Genomic DNA, 17,423 nt, shown 5'->3' with positions numbered 1-17,423 from the left:
CGGCGGCTGCTCGACCTTCGTCGGTACCGCCGCCGCCGCATCGCTGGCATGGAACTTCACCACCAGCGGCACGATCAGCAGCGCCACGATGTTGATGATCTTGATCAGCGGATTCACCGCCGGGCCGGCAGTGTCCTTGTAGGGGTCGCCCACGGTGTCGCCGGTGACGGCGGCCTTGTGCGTCTCGCTGCCCTTGCCGCCGAAGTGGCCGTCCTCGATGTACTTCTTGGCGTTGTCCCAGGCGCCGCCGCCCGTGCACATGCTGATCGCGACGAACAGGCCGGTGACGATGGTACCCATCAGCAGCCCGCCCAGCGCCTTCGGCCCGAGCACCAGGCCCACGATGATCGGCACCAGCACCGGCAGCAGTGACGGGATCATCATTTCCTTGATGGCCGCGCCGGTCAGCATGCCCACGGCCTTGCCGTACTCGGGCTTGCCGGTGCCTTCCATGATGCCGGGGATCTCGCGGAACTGGCGGCGCACTTCTTCCACCACCGCGCCGGCCGCACGGCCCACGGCTTCCATCGCCATCGCACCGAACAGGTAAGGGATCAGGCCGCCGATGAAGAGGCCGACGATCACCATCGGGTCGCTCAGGTTGAAGCTGATGTTCAGCCCGAAGCTCTCGAGCTTGTGCGTGTAGTCGGCAAAGAGCACCAGCGAGGCGAGGCCGGCCGAGCCGATGGCGTAGCCCTTGGTCACAGCCTTGGTGGTATTGCCGACCGCGTCGAGCGGATCGGTCACGGCGCGCACGCTGTCGGGCAACTCGCTCATCTCGGCGATGCCGCCGGCGTTGTCGGTGATGGGGCCGTAGGCGTCGAGCGCGACCACGATGCCGGCCATGCTCAGCATCGAGGTGGCCGCCACTGCGATGCCGAACAGGCCCGCCAGCGAATAGGACGCCAGGATCGCGATGCACACGAAGATCACCGGCCACGCCGTCGAGCGCATCGACACGCCGAGGCCCGCGATGATGTTGGTGCCGTGGCCAGTGGTCGAGGCCTGCGCGATGTGCTGCACGGGCTTGTACTGGGTGCCGGTGTAGTACTCGGTGATCCACACCAGGGCGGCCGTCAGCGCAAGGCCGACGAAGCAGGCGCCGAACAGCTTGAGCTGGCTGCCGCTCGGTGCAATGGCGTTGTCGGGAATCAGCCAGCTGGTGACGAACCAGAACGCGACCAGCGACAGCACGCCCGCCACGGCCAGGCCCTTGTAGAGGGCCGGCATCACGTTGACCATGCCCGGCGATGCCTTCACGAAGAAGCAGCCGATGATCGACGCGATGATCGACACGCCGCCCAGCGCCAGCGGATACAGCACCGCGTTGGTCGGCGCCGCCGTGACCATCAGCGCGCCCAGCACCATGGTGGCGATGAGCGTCACGGCGTAGGTCTCGAACAGGTCGGCCGCCATGCCGGCGCAGTCGCCGACGTTGTCGCCCACGTTGTCCGCGATCACCGCCGGATTGCGCGGGTCGTCTTCGGGAATGCCGGCCTCGACCTTGCCCACCAGGTCGGCGCCGACGTCGGCGCCCTTGGTGAAGATGCCGCCGCCCAGGCGCGCGAAGATCGAGATCAGCGAGGAGCCGAAGGCAAAGCCGATCAGCGGATTGAGGATGGCCGAGAGGCCGTGGGCCCCGGCCGGAATGCCGCCAGCGGACAGCACCCAGTAGAAGACCGACACGCCCAGCAGGCCCAGCCCCACCACCAGCATGCCGGTGATGGCGCCGCCGCGGAATGCCACGTCGAGCGCCGGGCCGATCCCGTGCGTGGCCGCCTGTGCCGTGCGCACATTGGCGCGCACCGATACGTTCATGCCGATGAAGCCGCAGGCACCCGAGAGCACCGCGCCCACGATGAAGCCGACCGCCGTGGTCAGGTCGAGGAAGATGGCGATGAGGATGGTGAGCACCACGCCGACGACGGCGATGGTGCTGTACTGCTTGGCGAGGTAGGCAGAGGCGCCGGCCTGGATGGCCGCCGCGATCTCCTGCATGCGGGCGTTGCCCGGGTCCTTCGCGAGAATCCAACTTCGGGCCCAGAAACCGTAGGCCACGGCCACGAGGCCGCAGACGATGGCCAGTATCAGGGGGGTGTTGCCGATCATGCTTTGCTTCTCCATTCGTTCGTTGTGACTTGTGGAGACGGACAGCATGGGCCCTGCGTGCAACGCGTACGGGACCATGTTTTCCGCCGCGTTGCTTCCTCGAAGCTCGCAGCACCTGGGGTGCGGAGCCGATTGGCCAACGGTTGCAATTTACAGGCAAAAACGAGCGTGCGTGCGACGGGTCGGTGACGCGGAAAGTAAACTCCGGGTTTGTCCCCATCCCTCTCATACTTTTCAACTACTCGAAAAACGTCATGTCCTTCGACAAAGTTTCCCCCGGCAAGAACGTCCCCGATGCCTTCAACGTCGTGATCGAAATCCCGATGAACGCCGATCCGATCAAGTACGAAGTCGACAAGGAATCCGGCGCGATCTTCGTCGACCGCTTCATGACGACGGCCATGTACTACCCGGCCAACTACGGCTACGTGCCGCAGACCCTGTCGGGCGATGGCGACCCGGTGGACGTGCTGGTGATTGCCCCATACCCACTGCTGCCGGGCGTGGTGGTGCCGTGCCGCCCCTTGGGCATCCTGATGATGGAAGACGAGGCCGGCGTCGACGGCAAGGTGCTGGCCGTGCCCACCGACAAGGTGCTGCCGATCTACAGCCACTGGAAGTCAGTCGACGACGTGAACCCGATGCGCCTGAAGGCCATCAGCCACTTCTTCGAGCACTACAAGGACCTGGAAGCCGGCAAGTGGGTCAAGGTGCTGGGCTGGGAAGGCATCGACGCCGCCAAGAAGGAAGTCCTGGACGGCATCGCCGCCTACAAGAAGTAATCAGCCCCGGACCGCATCGCCAGCCTGCCGCATCCACTCGCGGTTGACCGACCTGGCGTGCGAGTTCCAGTGGCGGGCGGCCTGCTGGAGTTCGTCCCATTGGCGCTGCGCCGCAGCGGCGTCGCCTTGCTGCGCCAGCCAGACCACATAGCTTGCGCGCGCCTCGACCGTGTTGTATTTGCTCAATGCGGCTTCGAAGGCTTCGCGCGCTTCCGTGTTGCGCCCGTCGGCCGCCAGTGCGCGGGCCGTCAGCACGGCGACTTCGTCGTTGCGGTAATCGTCGCGCGTGCTGCGCAGGGTCTGCAAGGCCTGCAGTGCGTCACGACCCGCCGAAGGGCCGCCTGCGGCCATCAGCGCGCTGGCGAGGCCGAATTGCAATTCGGGATCGGAGGCGAGCGGACCCTTCAGCGCGTCGCGGTAGTGGCCGACGGCATCGGCGGCCTGGCCCTTGTCGAGTGCGGCCTTGGCAAGGCGCAGCTTGTTCTGCGCCGTGGGCGCGAGGTCGTAGGCCTCGGTGGCCGCGCGGTATTCGCGCTCGGGATCGATGAAGCCGATGGCCGCGTTCGCCACCTTCCCCGCGGTGCGCTGCATGCGCGAGGCGGGCAGGTACTCGACCATGAAGTACACGATGCTGCCCAGCAGCGGGAAGCTGAAAAGGATGATGAGCCAGTACATCTGCTTGCCGTGGCGCATCGCATGCACGGCAAAGAACAGCGCAATGAGGACGTGCAGCCCCAGTCCGAAGAGTGGCATTGGTTTCTTTGTGTTGTTGTCGAATCGGGCGCCTTTATAGCAGCCCCGAATGGCACAACTCAGGCGGACCTGAAGGGGCTGCGCTCGCCCAGGTGGTCCATGTAGTTCTCGATGCCCGCACCCTCGCGCTCCAGGAAGCGCTCGACTGCATCGGCGAACGAGGGATGCGCCAGCCAGTGGGCACTGGTGGTCTTCACCGGCATCAGCGCGCGCGCCATCTTGTGCTCGCCCTGGGCGCCGCCCTCGAAGCGCTGGGCGCCATGTTCGATGCACCAGGCCAGCGGCTGGTAGTAGCAGGCCTCGAAATGCAGGCAGTCGACGCGCTCCAGCGCACCCCAGTAGCGGCCATAGGCGACCAACGGCCTGTCGGACTGCGTCGAGAGGGCGATCAGGCTGGCGGCCATCGGCTTGCCGTTGCGCTCGGCGATGAACAGCAGCCAGGCTTCGGGCATGGTGTCGGCCATGCGCCGGAAGAAGTCGCGCGTGAGGTAGGGCGGGTTGCCATGCTCGCGGTAGGTGCGTTCGTAGCAGCGGTAGAAAAAGTCCCAATCGGCCTTCGAGATGTCGGCGCCGCGCGACCAGCGGAAGCTCACGCCCGCGTCGGCCACCTTGCGGCGCTCCTGGCGGATCTTCTTGCGCTTGTCGTGGGAGAGGCTGGCGAGGAAGGCGTCGAAGTCCGCGTAGCCGGTGCCGGCCGAGGGTGCCGTGTTCGTCCAGTGGAATTGCACGGTGTTGCGCAGCATCAGGCCGGCTTCGACGCAGGCGGCGATGTCCGCCTCGGCGCCGAACAGCAGGTGCAGCGACGACAGTTCCTCCTGTTTGCACAGCGCGACGAGCCCTTGCACCAGCAATGTGCGGCTCTGCGCATCGCGTGCCAGCAGCCGCGCGCCGGGCACGGGCGTGAAAGGCACTGCAACCACGGCCTTCGGGTAGTAGGCCAGCCCGTGCTGCTCGTAGGCGTTGGCCCAGGCCCAGTCGAACACGTACTCGCCGTACGAATGGTCCTTGATGTAGAACGGGCACGCCGCCTGCAACTGCTCACCTTGCCACAGCGTGACGAACTGCGGCACCCATCCGCTGTCCGGCGAGGCGCTGCGGCTGTCATTCAGCGCCGCAAGGTATTCGTGGCGCATGAAAGGCGAGGGCTCGGCCTCGGCGGCCAGCAGCGCGTTCCATGCTTCCGGGCTCAGGTCCGACGGCGACGACAGAACCCGAATGACATAATCGTTCAAGCCTTTTTCTTCCTTCTGTATGACGCTCAAGCTCGCCATCGCGCAACTCAATTTTGTGGTGGGCGACCTCGCCGGCAACGCGAAAAAGATCGTCGACGCCGCGCGCCAGGCCCATGCACAGGGCGCGCGTCTCTTGTTGACGCCCGAACTCTCGATTGCCGGCTATGCGGCGGAGGACCTGTTCCTCCGTCCCGCCTTCACCGAAGCCTGTGATGATGCCGTGAAAGGCATTGCTGCCGCTCTGGCCGACCTCAAAGACATGGTCGTGGTGGTGGGGCATCCAACCGGCGGCAGCCTGCGCAGTCGCTCGGTGGCCGTGCAAATGCGCCACAACGCGGCCAGCGTCATCAAGGAAGGCCGCATCCTCGAAACCTACGCCAAGCGCGAACTGCCGAACTACCAGGTGTTCGACGAGCGCCGGTATTTCACGCCGGGGCAGGGCACTTGCGTGTTCGAGGCGGGCGGGGTTTCCGTTGGACTGCTGATCTGCGAGGACGCCTGGTTCGACCAGCCGGCCGAGCTGGCCCGCGACGCCGGCGCCGAGGTGCTGGCCGTGATCAACGCCTCGCCCTATCACGTGGGCAAGGAGGGCGAGCGCGTCGCGCGCATGGCCGACCGAGCGCGTGCCGTGGGGCTGCCGCTGGTGTATGCGCACCTGGTCGGCGGGCAGGACGAGGTGGTGTTCGATGGCGCTTCGTTCGCGCTGCAGGCCGATGGCACCACCGCCATGCAGGCGGAGAGCTTCCGGGAGAAGCTGGTCTTCGCGCAGCTGGAGCGCACGCCCCGGGGCAGCGTCGGCTTCGTGGCCGAGCCGGCTGCCATCGCACCCCCGCGCGACGCCGAAGCACAGCTCTGGGACGCACTGGTGCTGGGCGTGCGCGACTACGTCGGCAAGAACGGTTTTCCGGGCGCCATCCTGGGGCTTTCGGGCGGTATCGACTCCGCATTGGTGCTTGCGATCGCGGTCGATGCACTGGGCAAGGACAAGGTTCGCGCGGTGATGATGCCTTCGCCTTATACCGCCGACATCAGCTGGATCGATGCGCGCGACATGGCCGGCCGCCTGGGCGTGCGCTACGACGAGATTTCGATCAAGCACACCTTCGAATCCTTCAAGGATGCGCTGGCAGAGGAATTCAAGGGCCGGCCCGAAGACACGGCGGAGGAAAACATCCAGGCCCGCATCCGCGGCACGCTGCTGATGGGGCTGTCGAACAAGTTCGGCGCCATCGTGCTCACTACGGGCAACAAGAGCGAGATGGCCACCGGCTACTGCACACTCTACGGCGACATGGCGGGCGGTTTCGCGGTCATCAAGGACCTGCTCAAGACCACCGTGTTTGCGCTGGCGCGCTGGCGCAATGCCCACGATCCGTACGGCATGGGGGCGGCGCCGATCCCCGAGCGGATCATCACGCGGCCTCCCAGCGCCGAGCTGCGCCCCGATCAGACCGACCAGGACAGCCTGCCGCCCTACGACATCCTTGACGGCATCCTGGCACGCTACATGCAGGACGACGAAGGCATCGACGAGATCATTGCCGCGGGCTACGACCGCGCGGTGGTCGAGCGGGTTGCGCGGCTCATCAGGATCAACGAATACAAGCGGCGTCAGGCGCCGGTAGGCATCCGGGTCACCCACCGAAGCTTCGGCAAGGATTGGCGTTACCCTATCACCAGCAAATTCAACGAAACCGCCGGAGCGCAAAAACCATGAAGCAGATCACCGCCATCGTCAAACCCTTCAAGCTCGAGGACGTGCGCGAGGCCTTGGCCGAAGTGGGCGTTACCGGACTGACCGTCACCGAGGTCAAGGGCTTCGGCCGCCAGAAGGGGCACACCGAGCTCTACCGCGGCGCCGAATACGTGGTCGACTTCCTGCCCAAGATGAAGGTGGAAGTTGTCGTCAACGAGGCCGATGTGGAACGCTGCATCGAGGCCATCGTCAGCTCGGCGCGCACCGGGAAGATTGGCGACGGGAAGATTTTCGTGACGGACGTGGAGCGCATCGTGCGGATCCGCACCGGCGAAGAAAACGAGAACGCAGTCTGAAGCAAAAGCCTCCGGCAACGGGGGCCTTTTTTCGAACCGCGCGCCTTAGAGGTTTTCCGACAGCCTGTCTTCGCGCGGGTGGAGCGGCACTTCGGCGCGCAGCGCCGTGAGCAGTTCGGGCACGTCGGTACCGGTGCGGATCAGTTCCATCTGCCATTCGCCCATGAAGCCTTCGCGCACGCTGTGCGCCAGGAAGCCCAGCAGGCCGTCGTAATAGCCGGCGGTGTTGAGGATGCCGGTCGGCTTGTCGTGATAGCCGAGCTGGCGCCAGGTCCAGATCTCGAACAGTTCCTCGAAGGTGCCGATGCCGCCCGGCAGGGCGACAAAGGCGTCGGCGCGCTCGCCCATCATGGCCTTGCGCTCGTGCATGGTGTCGACCACATGCAGTTCATCGCACAGCGGGTTGGCCAGTTCTTTGTCGACCAGTGCCTTGGGGATAATGCCGACCACGCGGCCGCCGGCGAGGCGGGTGGCCTCGGCCACCGTGCCCATCAGGCCGGTGCGGCCGCCGCCATAGACCAGTTGGCCGCCATGCCGGCCGATCCATTGGCCGACCGCTTGTGCGGCCTGGGAAAACTCGGGGCGCTCGCCGGGGCGCGAGCCGCAATACACGCAAATCGAAAATTCAGGATTCATCCTGCCATCATGCCGCAGCCCGCAGGCCTGCTCATGACACGAATCGTTGCCACAACGCCGCCGCCCAGATGCCCCCGCAAAGCGTGAGCGAAAGCAGCACCGCGGCGCTGCCCATGTCCTTGGCGCGCTTGGAGAGGTCGTGCCACTCGGGCCCGATGCGGTCGATGGCTGCTTCGACGGCGGTGTTGAGCAGCTCGACGATCATCACCAGGATCGCGCTGCCCGCGAGCAGCGCCACCTCGGTCCAGCCGTGTCCGAGCCAGAAGGCGGCCGGGATCATCACGATCGACATGATGGCTTCCTGGCGGAAAGCGGGCTCGCTCCAGCCGGCGCGCAGGCCGTGCAGAGAAATCAGCGCGGCATGCCAGACCCGTTCGAGGCCCTTGCGGGCTTTCTGCGGATTGACGGCGGGATCGGGGAGCTTGGGCAGGGCACTCATCGGCGACTCATCGGTTTGGAGGTGATGAGCCGTGTACCGGCCCAGGCGTCGTGCCAGAACTGGCGCTCGGGGTGAAAACGCGCCAGCAGCGCCCAGACGGCGACCCAGCCGAAAATCAGGACGGTCGATTCGCCGCCCGACAGCTTGAACGGCGCAATGGCGGCCAGCGGCGGCAGAAACCAGACCCAGCTCAGCAGGTAGCGCGCCAACGCCCGGCGCTGGCTGACAGGCCGTCCGTTTGCATCGACGATGCGGATGTTCCAGGTCTTCATGGCGAGGGTCTGACCCTTGGTCCAGAACCAGACGAAGTACACGCCGAACACCACGAAAAGAAAAGCCTGAAAAAGATGGCGCCGTGAATCCATGGCGTCGCGCATCTGGCCCAGCGTGCTGAAGAGCCAGCCTGAAACGAACACCACGGCGAACAGCAGCATGCCCTCATAGAGCCAGCAGGCCATGCGGCGCCAGAGGCCCGGCACTATCGAAACAGGAGCGTGGGTTGCTGGAGGAATCTGCGAGGCGGCCTGATCGGAGCCCGACGCCTCGGGGGAGCTGGAAACCATCGGAGCCTTGGGATCAGGGGGCAGAGGGAGGTGCCTCGGCCCCAGAAGACGGCGCTGGTACCTGGGCTTCCGCCGGAACCGGCGCGGACGTGGCGCTGGCTGGCGCCGGGGGCGCAGGCGTGACGGAAACCGCCGGCGTCGTGACCGCGGGGGCTCGCTCCGGCGGCGAGGCCACCAGGATCGTTGCGGGCACGGCCGGGGGCGGCGGTGCCAGCAGGATTCTGGGCGTGTGCTGCCCTGCAGGCGTGACGGCCGGCACCGGCACGAGCTTCTGGGACGAAACCGGCCGAACGGGAACGGCTGCCCCGCGTGGCTTGGGTGGGGCGCGTTCCGCAAGCTTGCGCTTTTCTTCCTCGCTCAAGGCTTGGTACTGCTCCCATTTGACTTTGCGCTCGTCGGGTGAAATGCGCTTGACCTCGGCGAAGTTCAGGCGAGCCTGCGCACGTTGCTGGTTGCTCAGGGCAGCCCATTCGATCATGCGGCTGTGCAGGGTGGATTGATCTTCGGCCGACATGCTCGCGTAGTTGCGAGACAGCGCCAGCCATTTCCTTTTCTGGCCGACGTTCAGCGTGTTCCAGTGAACGCTGAGCGGCTTGAGGGCCTGCTGCTGCTCGGCCGTGAGTTCACTCCAGAGTGGCCTTGTGGTCGAGACGGCCTTCGGGCTGGTGGCAGACGCGGAACTTGCCGGGGTCGAGCCCTTGACCGCCGCCTCGGTGGGGGGCTGGGCGTTGGCGAGCGTCAGGCCGAAGGCTGCGACCGCAAGCGCACCCGCCCAAACGACTACGCCCGCCTGGAGCGGGCGCAACGGATGGGTAGTGTTCGCGCTGGAGATGGAGCGGCGTCGCATTCGGTTGGTGAGGGTTCAGTCGGAGGCGCTGTCGGCCTTCAGGAATTGAGCGAAACCGGGGTCGGTGTAGGCGGCGGGCGGCAGGTCGCCCGTCAGCAGCGCGGAATCCACTTCGGCCAGTTCGCTGGCGCGATCGTCCTCCTGCATCGCGCTGATGGCGATCAGGCCGGCCACGAGTGCGATCAGCGGCACCACGGAGCCGATGCGGGTCCACCAGCTGCCACCCATCGTGAGCGTATGACCCGACTGCACCGCCACAGTCGCGGTTCGCAGCTGCGGAGGCAGCTTGCGCGCGGCCACGGCCTGTGCGCGCGCCACGCGAAGCCGTTCGCCGATGTCGTGCGGCAACTCCCGATTGCCGGCCGAAAGGCGGGCAATCACGCGCTGACCGAACTGGTCTTCGGCGGTGCTGGAAGTTGATGTTGGAACCTTAGTGTTCATAGCGATATTCCCTTGGCCTTGAGCGCCTTGCTCAGAGCGTGAACGGCTCGCGAACAATGGGTTTTGACGCTGCCCTCGGAGCAGCCCATCGCAGCGGCCGTCTCTGCGACGTCCATTTCCTCCCAGTAACGCATCAGGAAAGCCTCGCGTTGACGACCCGGCAGTGCCGCGATCTGTTCCTCGATTTCGTGGAAGACCTGGGCGCGGCGGGTCGTGTCTTCGGCACTCTCCGATTCCCTAGAGTCGGTCGGCGAGACGAAGTTCTCCAGCAGGTCGAAATCTCCGTCGTCGTCGATCGATTCGAAATCGCTGAGGTTGGAGAACAGGGCACGCCGGGTTTTCTGGCGGCGGAACCAGTCGAGCGTGCAGTTCGACAGGATGCGCTGGAACAGCATCGGCAACTCGGCCGGGGGCTTGTCACCGTAGTGCTGCGCCAGCTTCATCATGCTGTCCTGCACGATATCGAGCGCAGCTTCTTCATCCCGCACGTGGTAGACCGAGCGCTTGAAAGCGCGCCGTTCGACGCTTTTCAGGAAGTCGGAGAGTTCTTGTTCAGTGGCCAAGCGAGAGGGGGCGCGAAAGGCGCGCCGCATGGGAAAAGGGGTCTGGCGATTGCGTAAGTCGCATGTGTGTTTATCGCCGCGGATTATGCCTTTGTGGCTTTACAGGGCAGCTGAAGCGAATCTGAACGCCCAGAAATGTCATAATTCGCCTTGCAAGTCAAAAGGCAAACGGGTCACGGTCCGGCGGAACATCAGTCCGCCCATGGCTTTGGCCTCAAGTCCTGGCGCGGCCCCACAAGGGTTGGCAAGGGGCACCCAAGGTATTTCGTTCCCGAAATAACACAAAGGTTGATCATGGAAATCTCCAAGGCGGAAATCGCTTCCGCAGCAGCCGCGTCCTCAGGCGCAGGCAACCCGACGCAAGAACTCATGGGCGCTGAAGTGCTGGTCAAGGCACTACAGGCCGAAGGCGTCCGGTACGTCTGGGGCTACCCGGGCGGCGCGGTTCTCTACATCTACGACGCGTTCTACAAGCAGGACACCATCCAGCACGTGCTGGTACGCCACGAGCAGGCTGCCGTCCACGCGGCCGACGGCTATGCGCGCGCCACCGGCGACGTCGGCGTGGCGCTGGTCACCTCCGGTCCTGGCCTGACCAATGCGGTCACCGGCATCGCGACGGCGTACATGGACTCGATCCCGATGGTGATCATCTCGGGCCAGGTGCCGACGGCCGCCATCGGCCTCGACGCCTTCCAGGAATGCGACACGGTCGGCATCACCCGTCCCATCGTCAAGCACAACTTCCTCGTCAAGGATCCCAAGGATCTGGCCATGACGATGAAGAAGGCCTTCCACATCGCACGCAGCGGCCGTCCCGGCCCGGTGGTGGTGGATGTGCCCAAGGACGTTTCGTTCAAGAAAACGCCTTATGCAGGCTATCCCGACAAGGTCGAGATGCGCTCGTACAACCCGGTCCGCAAAGGCCACGGCGGACAGATCCGCAAGGCGCTGCAATTGCTGCTGGCCGCGAAGCGTCCCTACATCTATACCGGCGGTGGCGTGCTGCTGGGCAACGCCACCAACGAGCTGCGCACGCTGGTCGACATGCTCGGCTATCCGGTCACGAATACGCTGATGGGCCTGGGCGCCTATCCGGCGAGCGACCGCAAGTTCCTCGGCATGCTGGGTATGCACGGCACCATCGAAGCCAACAACGCGATGCAGAACTGCGACGTGCTGCTGGCCGTGGGCGCGCGCTTCGACGACCGCGTGATCGGCAACCCCAAGCACTTCGCGCAGAACGAACGCAAGATCATCCACGTCGACATCGACCCGTCGAGCATTTCCAAGCGCGTGAAGGTCGACATCCCGATCGTCGGCGACGTGAAGGACGTGCTCACCGAGCTGATCTCGATGATCCGCGAGAGCACCACCAAGCCCGACGCCGGCGCGCTGGCCGACTGGTGGAAGACCATCGAAGCCTGGCGCTCGCGCGACTGCCTCAAGTACGACCGCGGCAACAAGGACGTGATCAAGCCGCAGTACGTGGTCGAGACCCTCTGGAACATGACCAAGGACGCCGACGCGTACATCACGTCGGACGTGGGCCAGCACCAAATGTGGGCTGCACAGTACTACCGCTTCGACGAGCCGCGCCGCTGGATCAACTCGGGTGGCCTGGGCACCATGGGTGTGGGCATTCCCTACGCCATGGGCATCAAGCTCGCGAAGCCCGATTCGGAAGTGTTCACCATCACCGGCGAAGGCTCGGTGCAGATGTGCATCCAGGAACTCTCCACCTGCCTGCAATACAACACGCCGATCAAGATCTGCTCGCTCAACAACCGCTACCTGGGCATGGTGCGCCAGTGGCAGGAGATCGAATACTCCGGCCGCTACAGCCACAGCTACATGGACGCACTGCCCAACTTCGTGAAGCTCGCCGAGGCCTATGGCCATGTCGGCATGCTGATCGAGCGTCCACAAGACGTGGAGCCCGCGCTGCGCGAAGCACGTAAGCTCAAGGACCGCACGGTGTTCATGGACTTCCGCACCGACCCCACCGAGAACGTGTTCCCGATGGTGAAGGCCGGCATGGGCATCACCGAGATGCTGATGGGTTCCGAGGATCTCTGATCCGCGGGGCATTTTTCTCTCGCTCAACCTTTACTGACGAATCTATTGCCCGCCAAGCCCGCGCATTACCGTGCGCGGGGGAGGGCGGCGAAAAGAGGAGTCACGCAAACATGAAACACATCATTGCAGTGCTGCTGGAAAACGAGCCGGGTGCTCTTTCCCGCGTGGTGGGCCTGTTCTCGGCCCGTGGCTACAACATCGAATCGCTGACGGTCGCACCCACGGAGGACGCGAGCCTCTCGCGCATGACCATCGTCACGACCGGTTCCGACGACGTGATCGAGCAGATCACCAAGCACCTGAACCGCCTGATCGAAGTCGTGAAGGTCGTCGACCTGACCGAAGGCGCCTACACCGAGCGCGAGCTCATGATGGTGAAGGTGCGCGCGGTCGGCAAGGAGCGCGAGGAAATGATGCGCATGGCCGAAATTTTTCGCGGCCGCATCATCGACGTGACCGACAAGAGCTACACCATCGAACTCACTGGCGACCATGGCAAGAACGACGCTTTTCTGGAAGCGATCGAACGTAGCGCTATCCTCGAGACTGTCCGTACCGGTGCCAGCGGCATCGGCCGCGGCGAGCGCATTCTGCGCGTGTAGGAGGGTAAAGGCGCCCTCAGTTCATCCGTTCATCCACACATGAGGCAAAAGTGATGCGAGGTCTGCTCGGTTTCGACAGGATGGTGACTCCCGCGATCGTCCGGGTGCTCTACTTTCTCGGCCTGCTGGGCGTGATTGTCCTTGCGGGGGCGGCGCTCTACCAGCGCCAGTACCTGCCGGCCTTCACGTTCCTGATCTTCGGTGCCATCGGTGTTCGCATCTACAGCGAACTGCTCATCGTGCTGTTCCGCATCCACGACAGCCTCGTGTCCATCAACCAGCAAATGAAGGACCGGAATTCCTCCGGCCTCTGAGTGAAATTCACCCGCTCTGCGGGTGCTTGAGATTTTTTAGGAGAAATACATGAAGGTTTACTACGACAAAGACGCGGACCTGAGCCTCATCAAGGGCAAGACGGTGGCAATCATCGGTTACGGCTCGCAAGGCCATGCGCACGCGCAGAACCTGAACGACAGCGGCGTCAAGGTCGTGGTCGGCCTGCGCAAGGGCGGTGCTTCGTGGGACAAGGTCGGCAAGGCCGGCCTGCAGGTCGCCGAAGTCGCCGACGCCGTGAAGGCGGCCGACGTGGTCATGATCCTGTTGCCTGACGAGCAGATCGCCAACGTCTACAAGAACGACGTGGCCCCGCACATCAAGGAAGGCGCTTCGCTCGTCTTCGCGCACGGCTTCAACGTGCACTACGGCTTCGTTCAGCCGCGCGCCGACCTCGACGTGTGGATGGTGGCCCCCAAGGCCCCCGGCCACACGGTGCGCAGCACCTACACCCAAGGCGGCGGCGTGCCCCACCTCGTGGCCGTGCACCAGGACAAGACCGGCAAGGCGCGTGACCTCGCGCTGAGCTACGCCACCGCCAACGGCGGCGGCAAGGCCGGCATCATCGAGACCAACTTCCGCGAAGAAACCGAGACCGACCTGTTCGGCGAACAAGCGGTTCTGTGCGGCGGTACGGTCGAGCTGATCAAGGCCGGCTTCGAAACGCTGGTGGAAGCCGGCTACGCGCCCGAAATGGCCTACTTCGAATGCCTGCACGAACTCAAGCTGATCGTCGACCTGATCTATGAAGGCGGCATCGCCAACATGAACTACTCGATCTCGAACAACGCCGAATACGGCGAGTACGTCACGGGCCCGCGCATCGTGACCGACGAGACCAAGAAGGTCATGAAGCAAGTGCTGCGCGACATCCAGACCGGCGAATACGCCAAGAGCTTCGTGCTCGAGGCCGCTGCCGGCCAGCCTGCGCTGATCAGCCGCCGCCGCCTGAATGCAGAGCACCAGATCGAAGTCGTCGGCGAAAAGCTGCGCGCGATGATGCCCTGGATCAAGAAGAACAAGCTGGTCGATCAGACCCGCAACTGATCTTCCTCCCGGCGAGAGGGTGCTTTCGGCACCCGTTTCCCAAGGGCCACCCGTCGCGGTGGCCCTTTTGTTTGCAGGGGCCGAAGAGGTCCCCTGAACTACACTGCAAGCCATGCGACTCACAGACATAGATGCTATCGAATGGATAGCTGACCGCGCAGCGCCCGCGAGCGATGGAGGCCATTCCAATGCATGACGATACGATTCCCGACGACGTGCAGCCGCGCAAGCGCCGCAAGGGCATCTACATCCTGCCGAACCTGTTCACGCTCGCGGCGTTGTTCGGCGGTTTCTACTCGGTCGTGATGGCCATGAATGCGCGATTCGACCTCGCGGCGCTCGGTGTGTTCGCCGCGATGATTCTCGACAGCCTGGACGGGCGCGTGGCCCGCATGACCAACACGCAGAGCGCGTTCGGCGAGCAGATGGATTCGCTGTCCGACATGGTGTCGTTTGGCGCCGCGCCGGCGCTCATCGCCTACGAGTGGTCGCTCAAGGGCCTGGGCCGCTGGGGCTGGATCGCCGCCTTCGTGTATTGCGCCTGCGCGGCGCTGCGGCTCGCGCGCTTCAACGTGAACACCGGCGTGGTCGACAAGCGCTGGTTCCAGGGGCTGCCGTCGCCCGCGGCTGCTGCACTGGTGGCAGGCTTCATCTGGCTCGTGGACGAATGGGGCAAGCGCGGCGGGGAGGTGCTGTATCTCTCGTGGACGCAGATCACCTGGGTCACCTTTGCCTTCACGCTGTATGCGGGCCTCACGATGGTCACCAATGCGCCGTTCTACAGCTTCAAGGACATCCAGATGAAGAAGAGCGTGCCCTTTGCCGCAATCGTGCTCATCGCGCTCGGGATCGCGGTCATCAACATCCATCCGCCCACCGTGCTGTTCGGCCTTTTCGTCATGTACGGCCTGAGTGGCTACGTGGTCTACGCGTGGCGCAAGGCCAAGGGGCAGCCGGCGAGCGTGATCAGCACCTCGACCGAAGAGCCGGACGAACGGGGCTTGCATAACTGACGGCGGCTTGTGCTACATTCACAGCCCTCATGACCAAGATTTCGCTGCTGGCCCTACTAGCCCTCCCTCACGGGCGGAGACGGTAGCGCACGCGCAAATCCCTCACCACGGCCCGTTCGCACCAGCAACGGGCCGTTTGTTTTTGGGGTTGCTGGTTGATTACCAACCATCTCAGAGAAATCGACATGCTCAAGCAACCTCAAAGCAAATACCGCGCATTCGCCCCGATCGGCCTCAAGGACCGCACCTGGCCCGATGCCGTGCTGACCAAGGCGCCGATCTGGCTGTCGACCGACCTGCGTGATGGCAACCAGGCGCTGGTCGAGCCCATGGACATCGCGCGCAAGATGCGCATGTTCGAAACCCTCGTGGCCATCGGCTTCAAGGAAATCGAAGTCGGCTTTCCCTCTGCCTCGCAGGTCGAATTCGACTTCGTGCGCAAGCTTATCGAGGAAGACCGCATTCCCGACGACGTGACGATCCAGGTGCTGACGCAGGCGCGCGACCATCTCATCGAACGCACCTTCGAATCGCTGCAGGGCGCACCGCGCGCCATCGTGCACCTCTACAACGCCGTGGCGCCCGTGATGCGCCGCGTGGTGCTCGGCATGGACGAAGACCAGATCGTCGAGCTGGCCAGCAGCCATGCCCGCATGTTCAACGAGTTCGCCGCCAGGCAGCCGAACACGCAGTGGACCTTCCAGTACTCGCCCGAGATGTTCTCCGGCACCGACGTGATGTTCTCGAAGCGCGTGGTCGATGCGGTAACCGAGGTCTGGGCCCCGACGCCGCAGCGCAAATGCATCGTGAACCTGCCCACGACGGTGGAGCATTCAACGCCGAACATCTTCGCCGACATGATCGAGTGGATGCACCGCAACCTTGCGCGCCGCGATTCGATCGTGCTGTGCGTGCATCCGCACAACGACCGCGGCACCGGCACCGCGGCCGGCGAACTGGCCTTGATGGCCGGCGCCGAGCGCATTGAGGGCTGTCTGTTCGGCAATGGCGAGCGCACCGGCAACCTTGATCTCGTGAACGTCGCGCTCAACCTCTACACACAAGGCGTTTCGCCCGAGCTCGATTTTTCGAATATCGACGAGATCCGTACCACCGTCGAGCACTGCAACCAGATTCCCGTGCACCCGCGCCATCCGTATGTGGGCGACCTCGTCTACACCTCGTTCTCGGGCTCGCATCAGGACGCGATCAAGAAGGCCTTCGCCGCGCGCAGGGAAGGCGACATCTGGGACATGCCTTATCTCCCCATCGACCCGAAGGATGTGGGCCGCAGCTATGAAGCCGTGATCCGCGTCAACAGCCAGTCCGGCAAGGGGGGCATGGCCTACCTGCTCGAGAGCGAATATGGCCTCGAGATGCCGCGCCGCCTGCAGATGGAATTCATGCAGACCGTGCAACGCGTGATGGACGTTGCCGGCAAGGAGCTCACCGCCGCCGACCTCTGGCAGTTGTTCGTGCGCGAGTACGGCATCGAGACCGCTCAGGCACTGCAGCACCGCGTGATCGAGGAAGAAGGCGAGGGCGCCAGCGCCTCCGTGGTCCTGCGCGGCGACCTGTCGTGGAACGGTGAAACCCATGCCATCGAAGGCCGCGGCAACGGCCCCATCGACGCCTTCACGCAAGCACTGAGCCAGGCCACCGGCCATACGGTACGCGTGATGGACTACCACCAGCATGCCATCGGCGCCGGCGCCGATGCGAAGTCCGTGGCTTACCTCGAACTGCGCGTCGACGAAAGCCGCACGCTGTTCGGCGTGGGCATCGACGCGAACGTGATCACGGCGTCGCTGAAGGCAATTGTCTCGGGCGTGCAGCGTGCTCGTGCCCTGGGCGCACACGGCGCACAATCGGTGGTTGAAGCCGCCTGACGCTGCCGACGCGCAAGGTGGGAACGAACACAGGAGATCCATG

The 17,423-nt window shown here is 64.5% G+C and carries 18 protein-coding genes; 9 read left to right on the top strand and 9 right to left on the bottom strand.

The genetic code is table 11. The features are described from left to right. The coding region (locus PMI12_RS15745; RefSeq protein WP_007834259.1) for a sodium-translocating pyrophosphatase at nucleotides 1-2,109 on the bottom strand (2,109 nt) is incomplete at its 3' end. Nucleotides 2,110-2,363: 254 nt separating this feature from the next. Here PMI12_RS15745 and ppa point away from each other — a divergent pair. Next, nucleotides 2,364-2,891 carry an inorganic diphosphatase gene (gene ppa / locus PMI12_RS15740; protein WP_007834256.1) on the top strand — a complete coding sequence of 176 codons (528 nt, stop codon included), beginning with the start codon at nucleotides 2,364-2,366 and terminating at the stop codon, nucleotides 2,889-2,891. On the opposite strand, the gene PMI12_RS15735 is transcribed toward ppa, so the two are convergent. Beyond that, complete coding sequence (locus tag PMI12_RS15735) at nucleotides 2,892-3,644, bottom strand: hypothetical protein (RefSeq protein ID WP_007834255.1); 753 nt, start codon at nucleotides 3,642-3,644, stop codon at nucleotides 2,892-2,894. It lies immediately after the preceding gene. A 59-nt stretch (nucleotides 3,645-3,703) separates the two neighbouring features. After that, nucleotides 3,704-4,876 carry a GNAT family N-acetyltransferase gene (locus PMI12_RS15730; RefSeq protein ID WP_007834253.1) on the bottom strand — a complete coding sequence of 391 codons (1,173 nt, stop codon included), beginning with the start codon at nucleotides 4,874-4,876 and terminating at the stop codon, nucleotides 3,704-3,706. 19 nt (nucleotides 4,877-4,895) lie between these two features. Here PMI12_RS15730 and PMI12_RS15725 point away from each other — a divergent pair, with 19 nt between their 5' ends. Further along, nucleotides 4,896-6,593 (top strand): NAD+ synthase, encoded by a 1,698-nt coding sequence (locus PMI12_RS15725; RefSeq protein WP_007834251.1) that lies wholly within the window; start codon nucleotides 4,896-4,898, stop codon nucleotides 6,591-6,593. Next, a complete protein-coding gene (locus PMI12_RS15720; protein WP_007834250.1) occupies nucleotides 6,590-6,928 on the top strand; it encodes a P-II family nitrogen regulator in 339 nt (112 codons plus the stop codon). Before PMI12_RS15725 ends, PMI12_RS15720 begins: the two co-directional genes overlap by 4 nt. Before the next feature lie 45 nt (nucleotides 6,929-6,973). Here PMI12_RS15720 and PMI12_RS15715 read toward each other — a convergent pair whose 3' ends face one another. Genes PMI12_RS15715 through PMI12_RS15690 form a run of 6 tightly spaced genes read right to left on the bottom strand, consistent with a single transcriptional unit; the run spans nucleotide 6,974 to nucleotide 10,417 of the window. Further along, nucleotides 6,974-7,564 (bottom strand): TIGR00730 family Rossman fold protein, encoded by a 591-nt coding sequence (locus PMI12_RS15715; protein WP_007834248.1) that lies wholly within the window; start codon nucleotides 7,562-7,564, stop codon nucleotides 6,974-6,976. A gap of 31 nt (nucleotides 7,565-7,595) precedes the next feature. Next, nucleotides 7,596-8,003, bottom strand: a complete 408-nt coding sequence (locus PMI12_RS15710; RefSeq protein WP_007834246.1) for a diacylglycerol kinase — start codon at nucleotides 8,001-8,003, stop codon at nucleotides 7,596-7,598. After that, nucleotides 8,000-8,566 (bottom strand): RDD family protein, encoded by a 567-nt coding sequence (locus tag PMI12_RS15705; protein ID WP_007834244.1) that lies wholly within the window; start codon nucleotides 8,564-8,566, stop codon nucleotides 8,000-8,002. Before PMI12_RS15705 ends, PMI12_RS15710 begins: the two co-directional genes overlap by 4 nt. A 13-nt stretch (nucleotides 8,567-8,579) precedes the next feature. Then, entirely contained in the window at nucleotides 8,580-9,413 is an 834-nt protein-coding gene (locus PMI12_RS15700) for a DUF3106 domain-containing protein (RefSeq protein ID WP_007834242.1), read from the bottom strand. Nucleotides 9,414-9,428: 15 nt separating this feature from the next. Beyond that, entirely contained in the window at nucleotides 9,429-9,854 is a 426-nt protein-coding gene (locus PMI12_RS15695) for a DUF3619 family protein (RefSeq protein ID WP_007834240.1), read from the bottom strand. Then, a complete protein-coding gene (locus PMI12_RS15690; RefSeq protein ID WP_042673514.1) occupies nucleotides 9,851-10,417 on the bottom strand; it encodes an RNA polymerase sigma factor in 567 nt (188 codons plus the stop codon). The genes PMI12_RS15695 and PMI12_RS15690 overlap by 4 nt, the downstream gene beginning before the upstream one ends. A 294-nt stretch (nucleotides 10,418-10,711) precedes the next feature. On the opposite strand from PMI12_RS15690, the gene PMI12_RS15685 reads away from it, so the two are divergent. The 6 genes from PMI12_RS15685 to leuA all read left to right on the top strand — a co-directional run bounded on the left by PMI12_RS15685 (nucleotide 10,712) and on the right by leuA (nucleotide 17,380). After that, nucleotides 10,712-12,496, top strand: coding sequence for an acetolactate synthase 3 catalytic subunit (locus tag PMI12_RS15685; protein ID WP_007834237.1), 1,785 nt, complete (start codon nucleotides 10,712-10,714; stop codon nucleotides 12,494-12,496). Nucleotides 12,497-12,606: 110 nt separating this feature from the next. Then, entirely contained in the window at nucleotides 12,607-13,098 is a 492-nt protein-coding gene (gene ilvN / locus PMI12_RS15680) for an acetolactate synthase small subunit (protein WP_007834236.1), read from the top strand. A 53-nt stretch (nucleotides 13,099-13,151) separates the two neighbouring features. Beyond that, nucleotides 13,152-13,412 carry a DUF4282 domain-containing protein gene (locus PMI12_RS15675; RefSeq protein ID WP_007834235.1) on the top strand — a complete coding sequence of 87 codons (261 nt, stop codon included), beginning with the start codon at nucleotides 13,152-13,154 and terminating at the stop codon, nucleotides 13,410-13,412. A 49-nt stretch (nucleotides 13,413-13,461) separates the two neighbouring features. After that, the gene (ilvC, locus tag PMI12_RS15670; RefSeq protein ID WP_007834233.1) at nucleotides 13,462-14,478 is read left to right on the top strand and encodes a ketol-acid reductoisomerase; all 1,017 of its coding nucleotides are present in this window, start codon (nucleotides 13,462-13,464) and stop codon (nucleotides 14,476-14,478) included. A gap of 188 nt (nucleotides 14,479-14,666) precedes the next feature. Beyond that, on the top strand, nucleotides 14,667-15,491 hold the full coding sequence (pssA, locus tag PMI12_RS15665) for a CDP-diacylglycerol--serine O-phosphatidyltransferase (protein ID WP_007834231.1): 825 nt from the start codon (nucleotides 14,667-14,669) through the stop codon (nucleotides 15,489-15,491). A 185-nt stretch (nucleotides 15,492-15,676) separates the two neighbouring features. Further along, nucleotides 15,677-17,380, top strand: a complete 1,704-nt coding sequence (gene leuA, locus PMI12_RS15660) for a 2-isopropylmalate synthase (protein WP_007834229.1) — start codon at nucleotides 15,677-15,679, stop codon at nucleotides 17,378-17,380. The last annotated feature ends 43 nt before the right edge of the window (nucleotides 17,381-17,423 follow it).

Source organism: Variovorax sp. CF313, assembly GCF_000282635.1.
GTDB lineage: Bacteria > Pseudomonadota > Gammaproteobacteria > Burkholderiales > Burkholderiaceae_C > Variovorax.
Note: the sequence above shows the minus strand (reverse complement) of the source record. Positions and strands in the feature narration are given on the sequence as shown.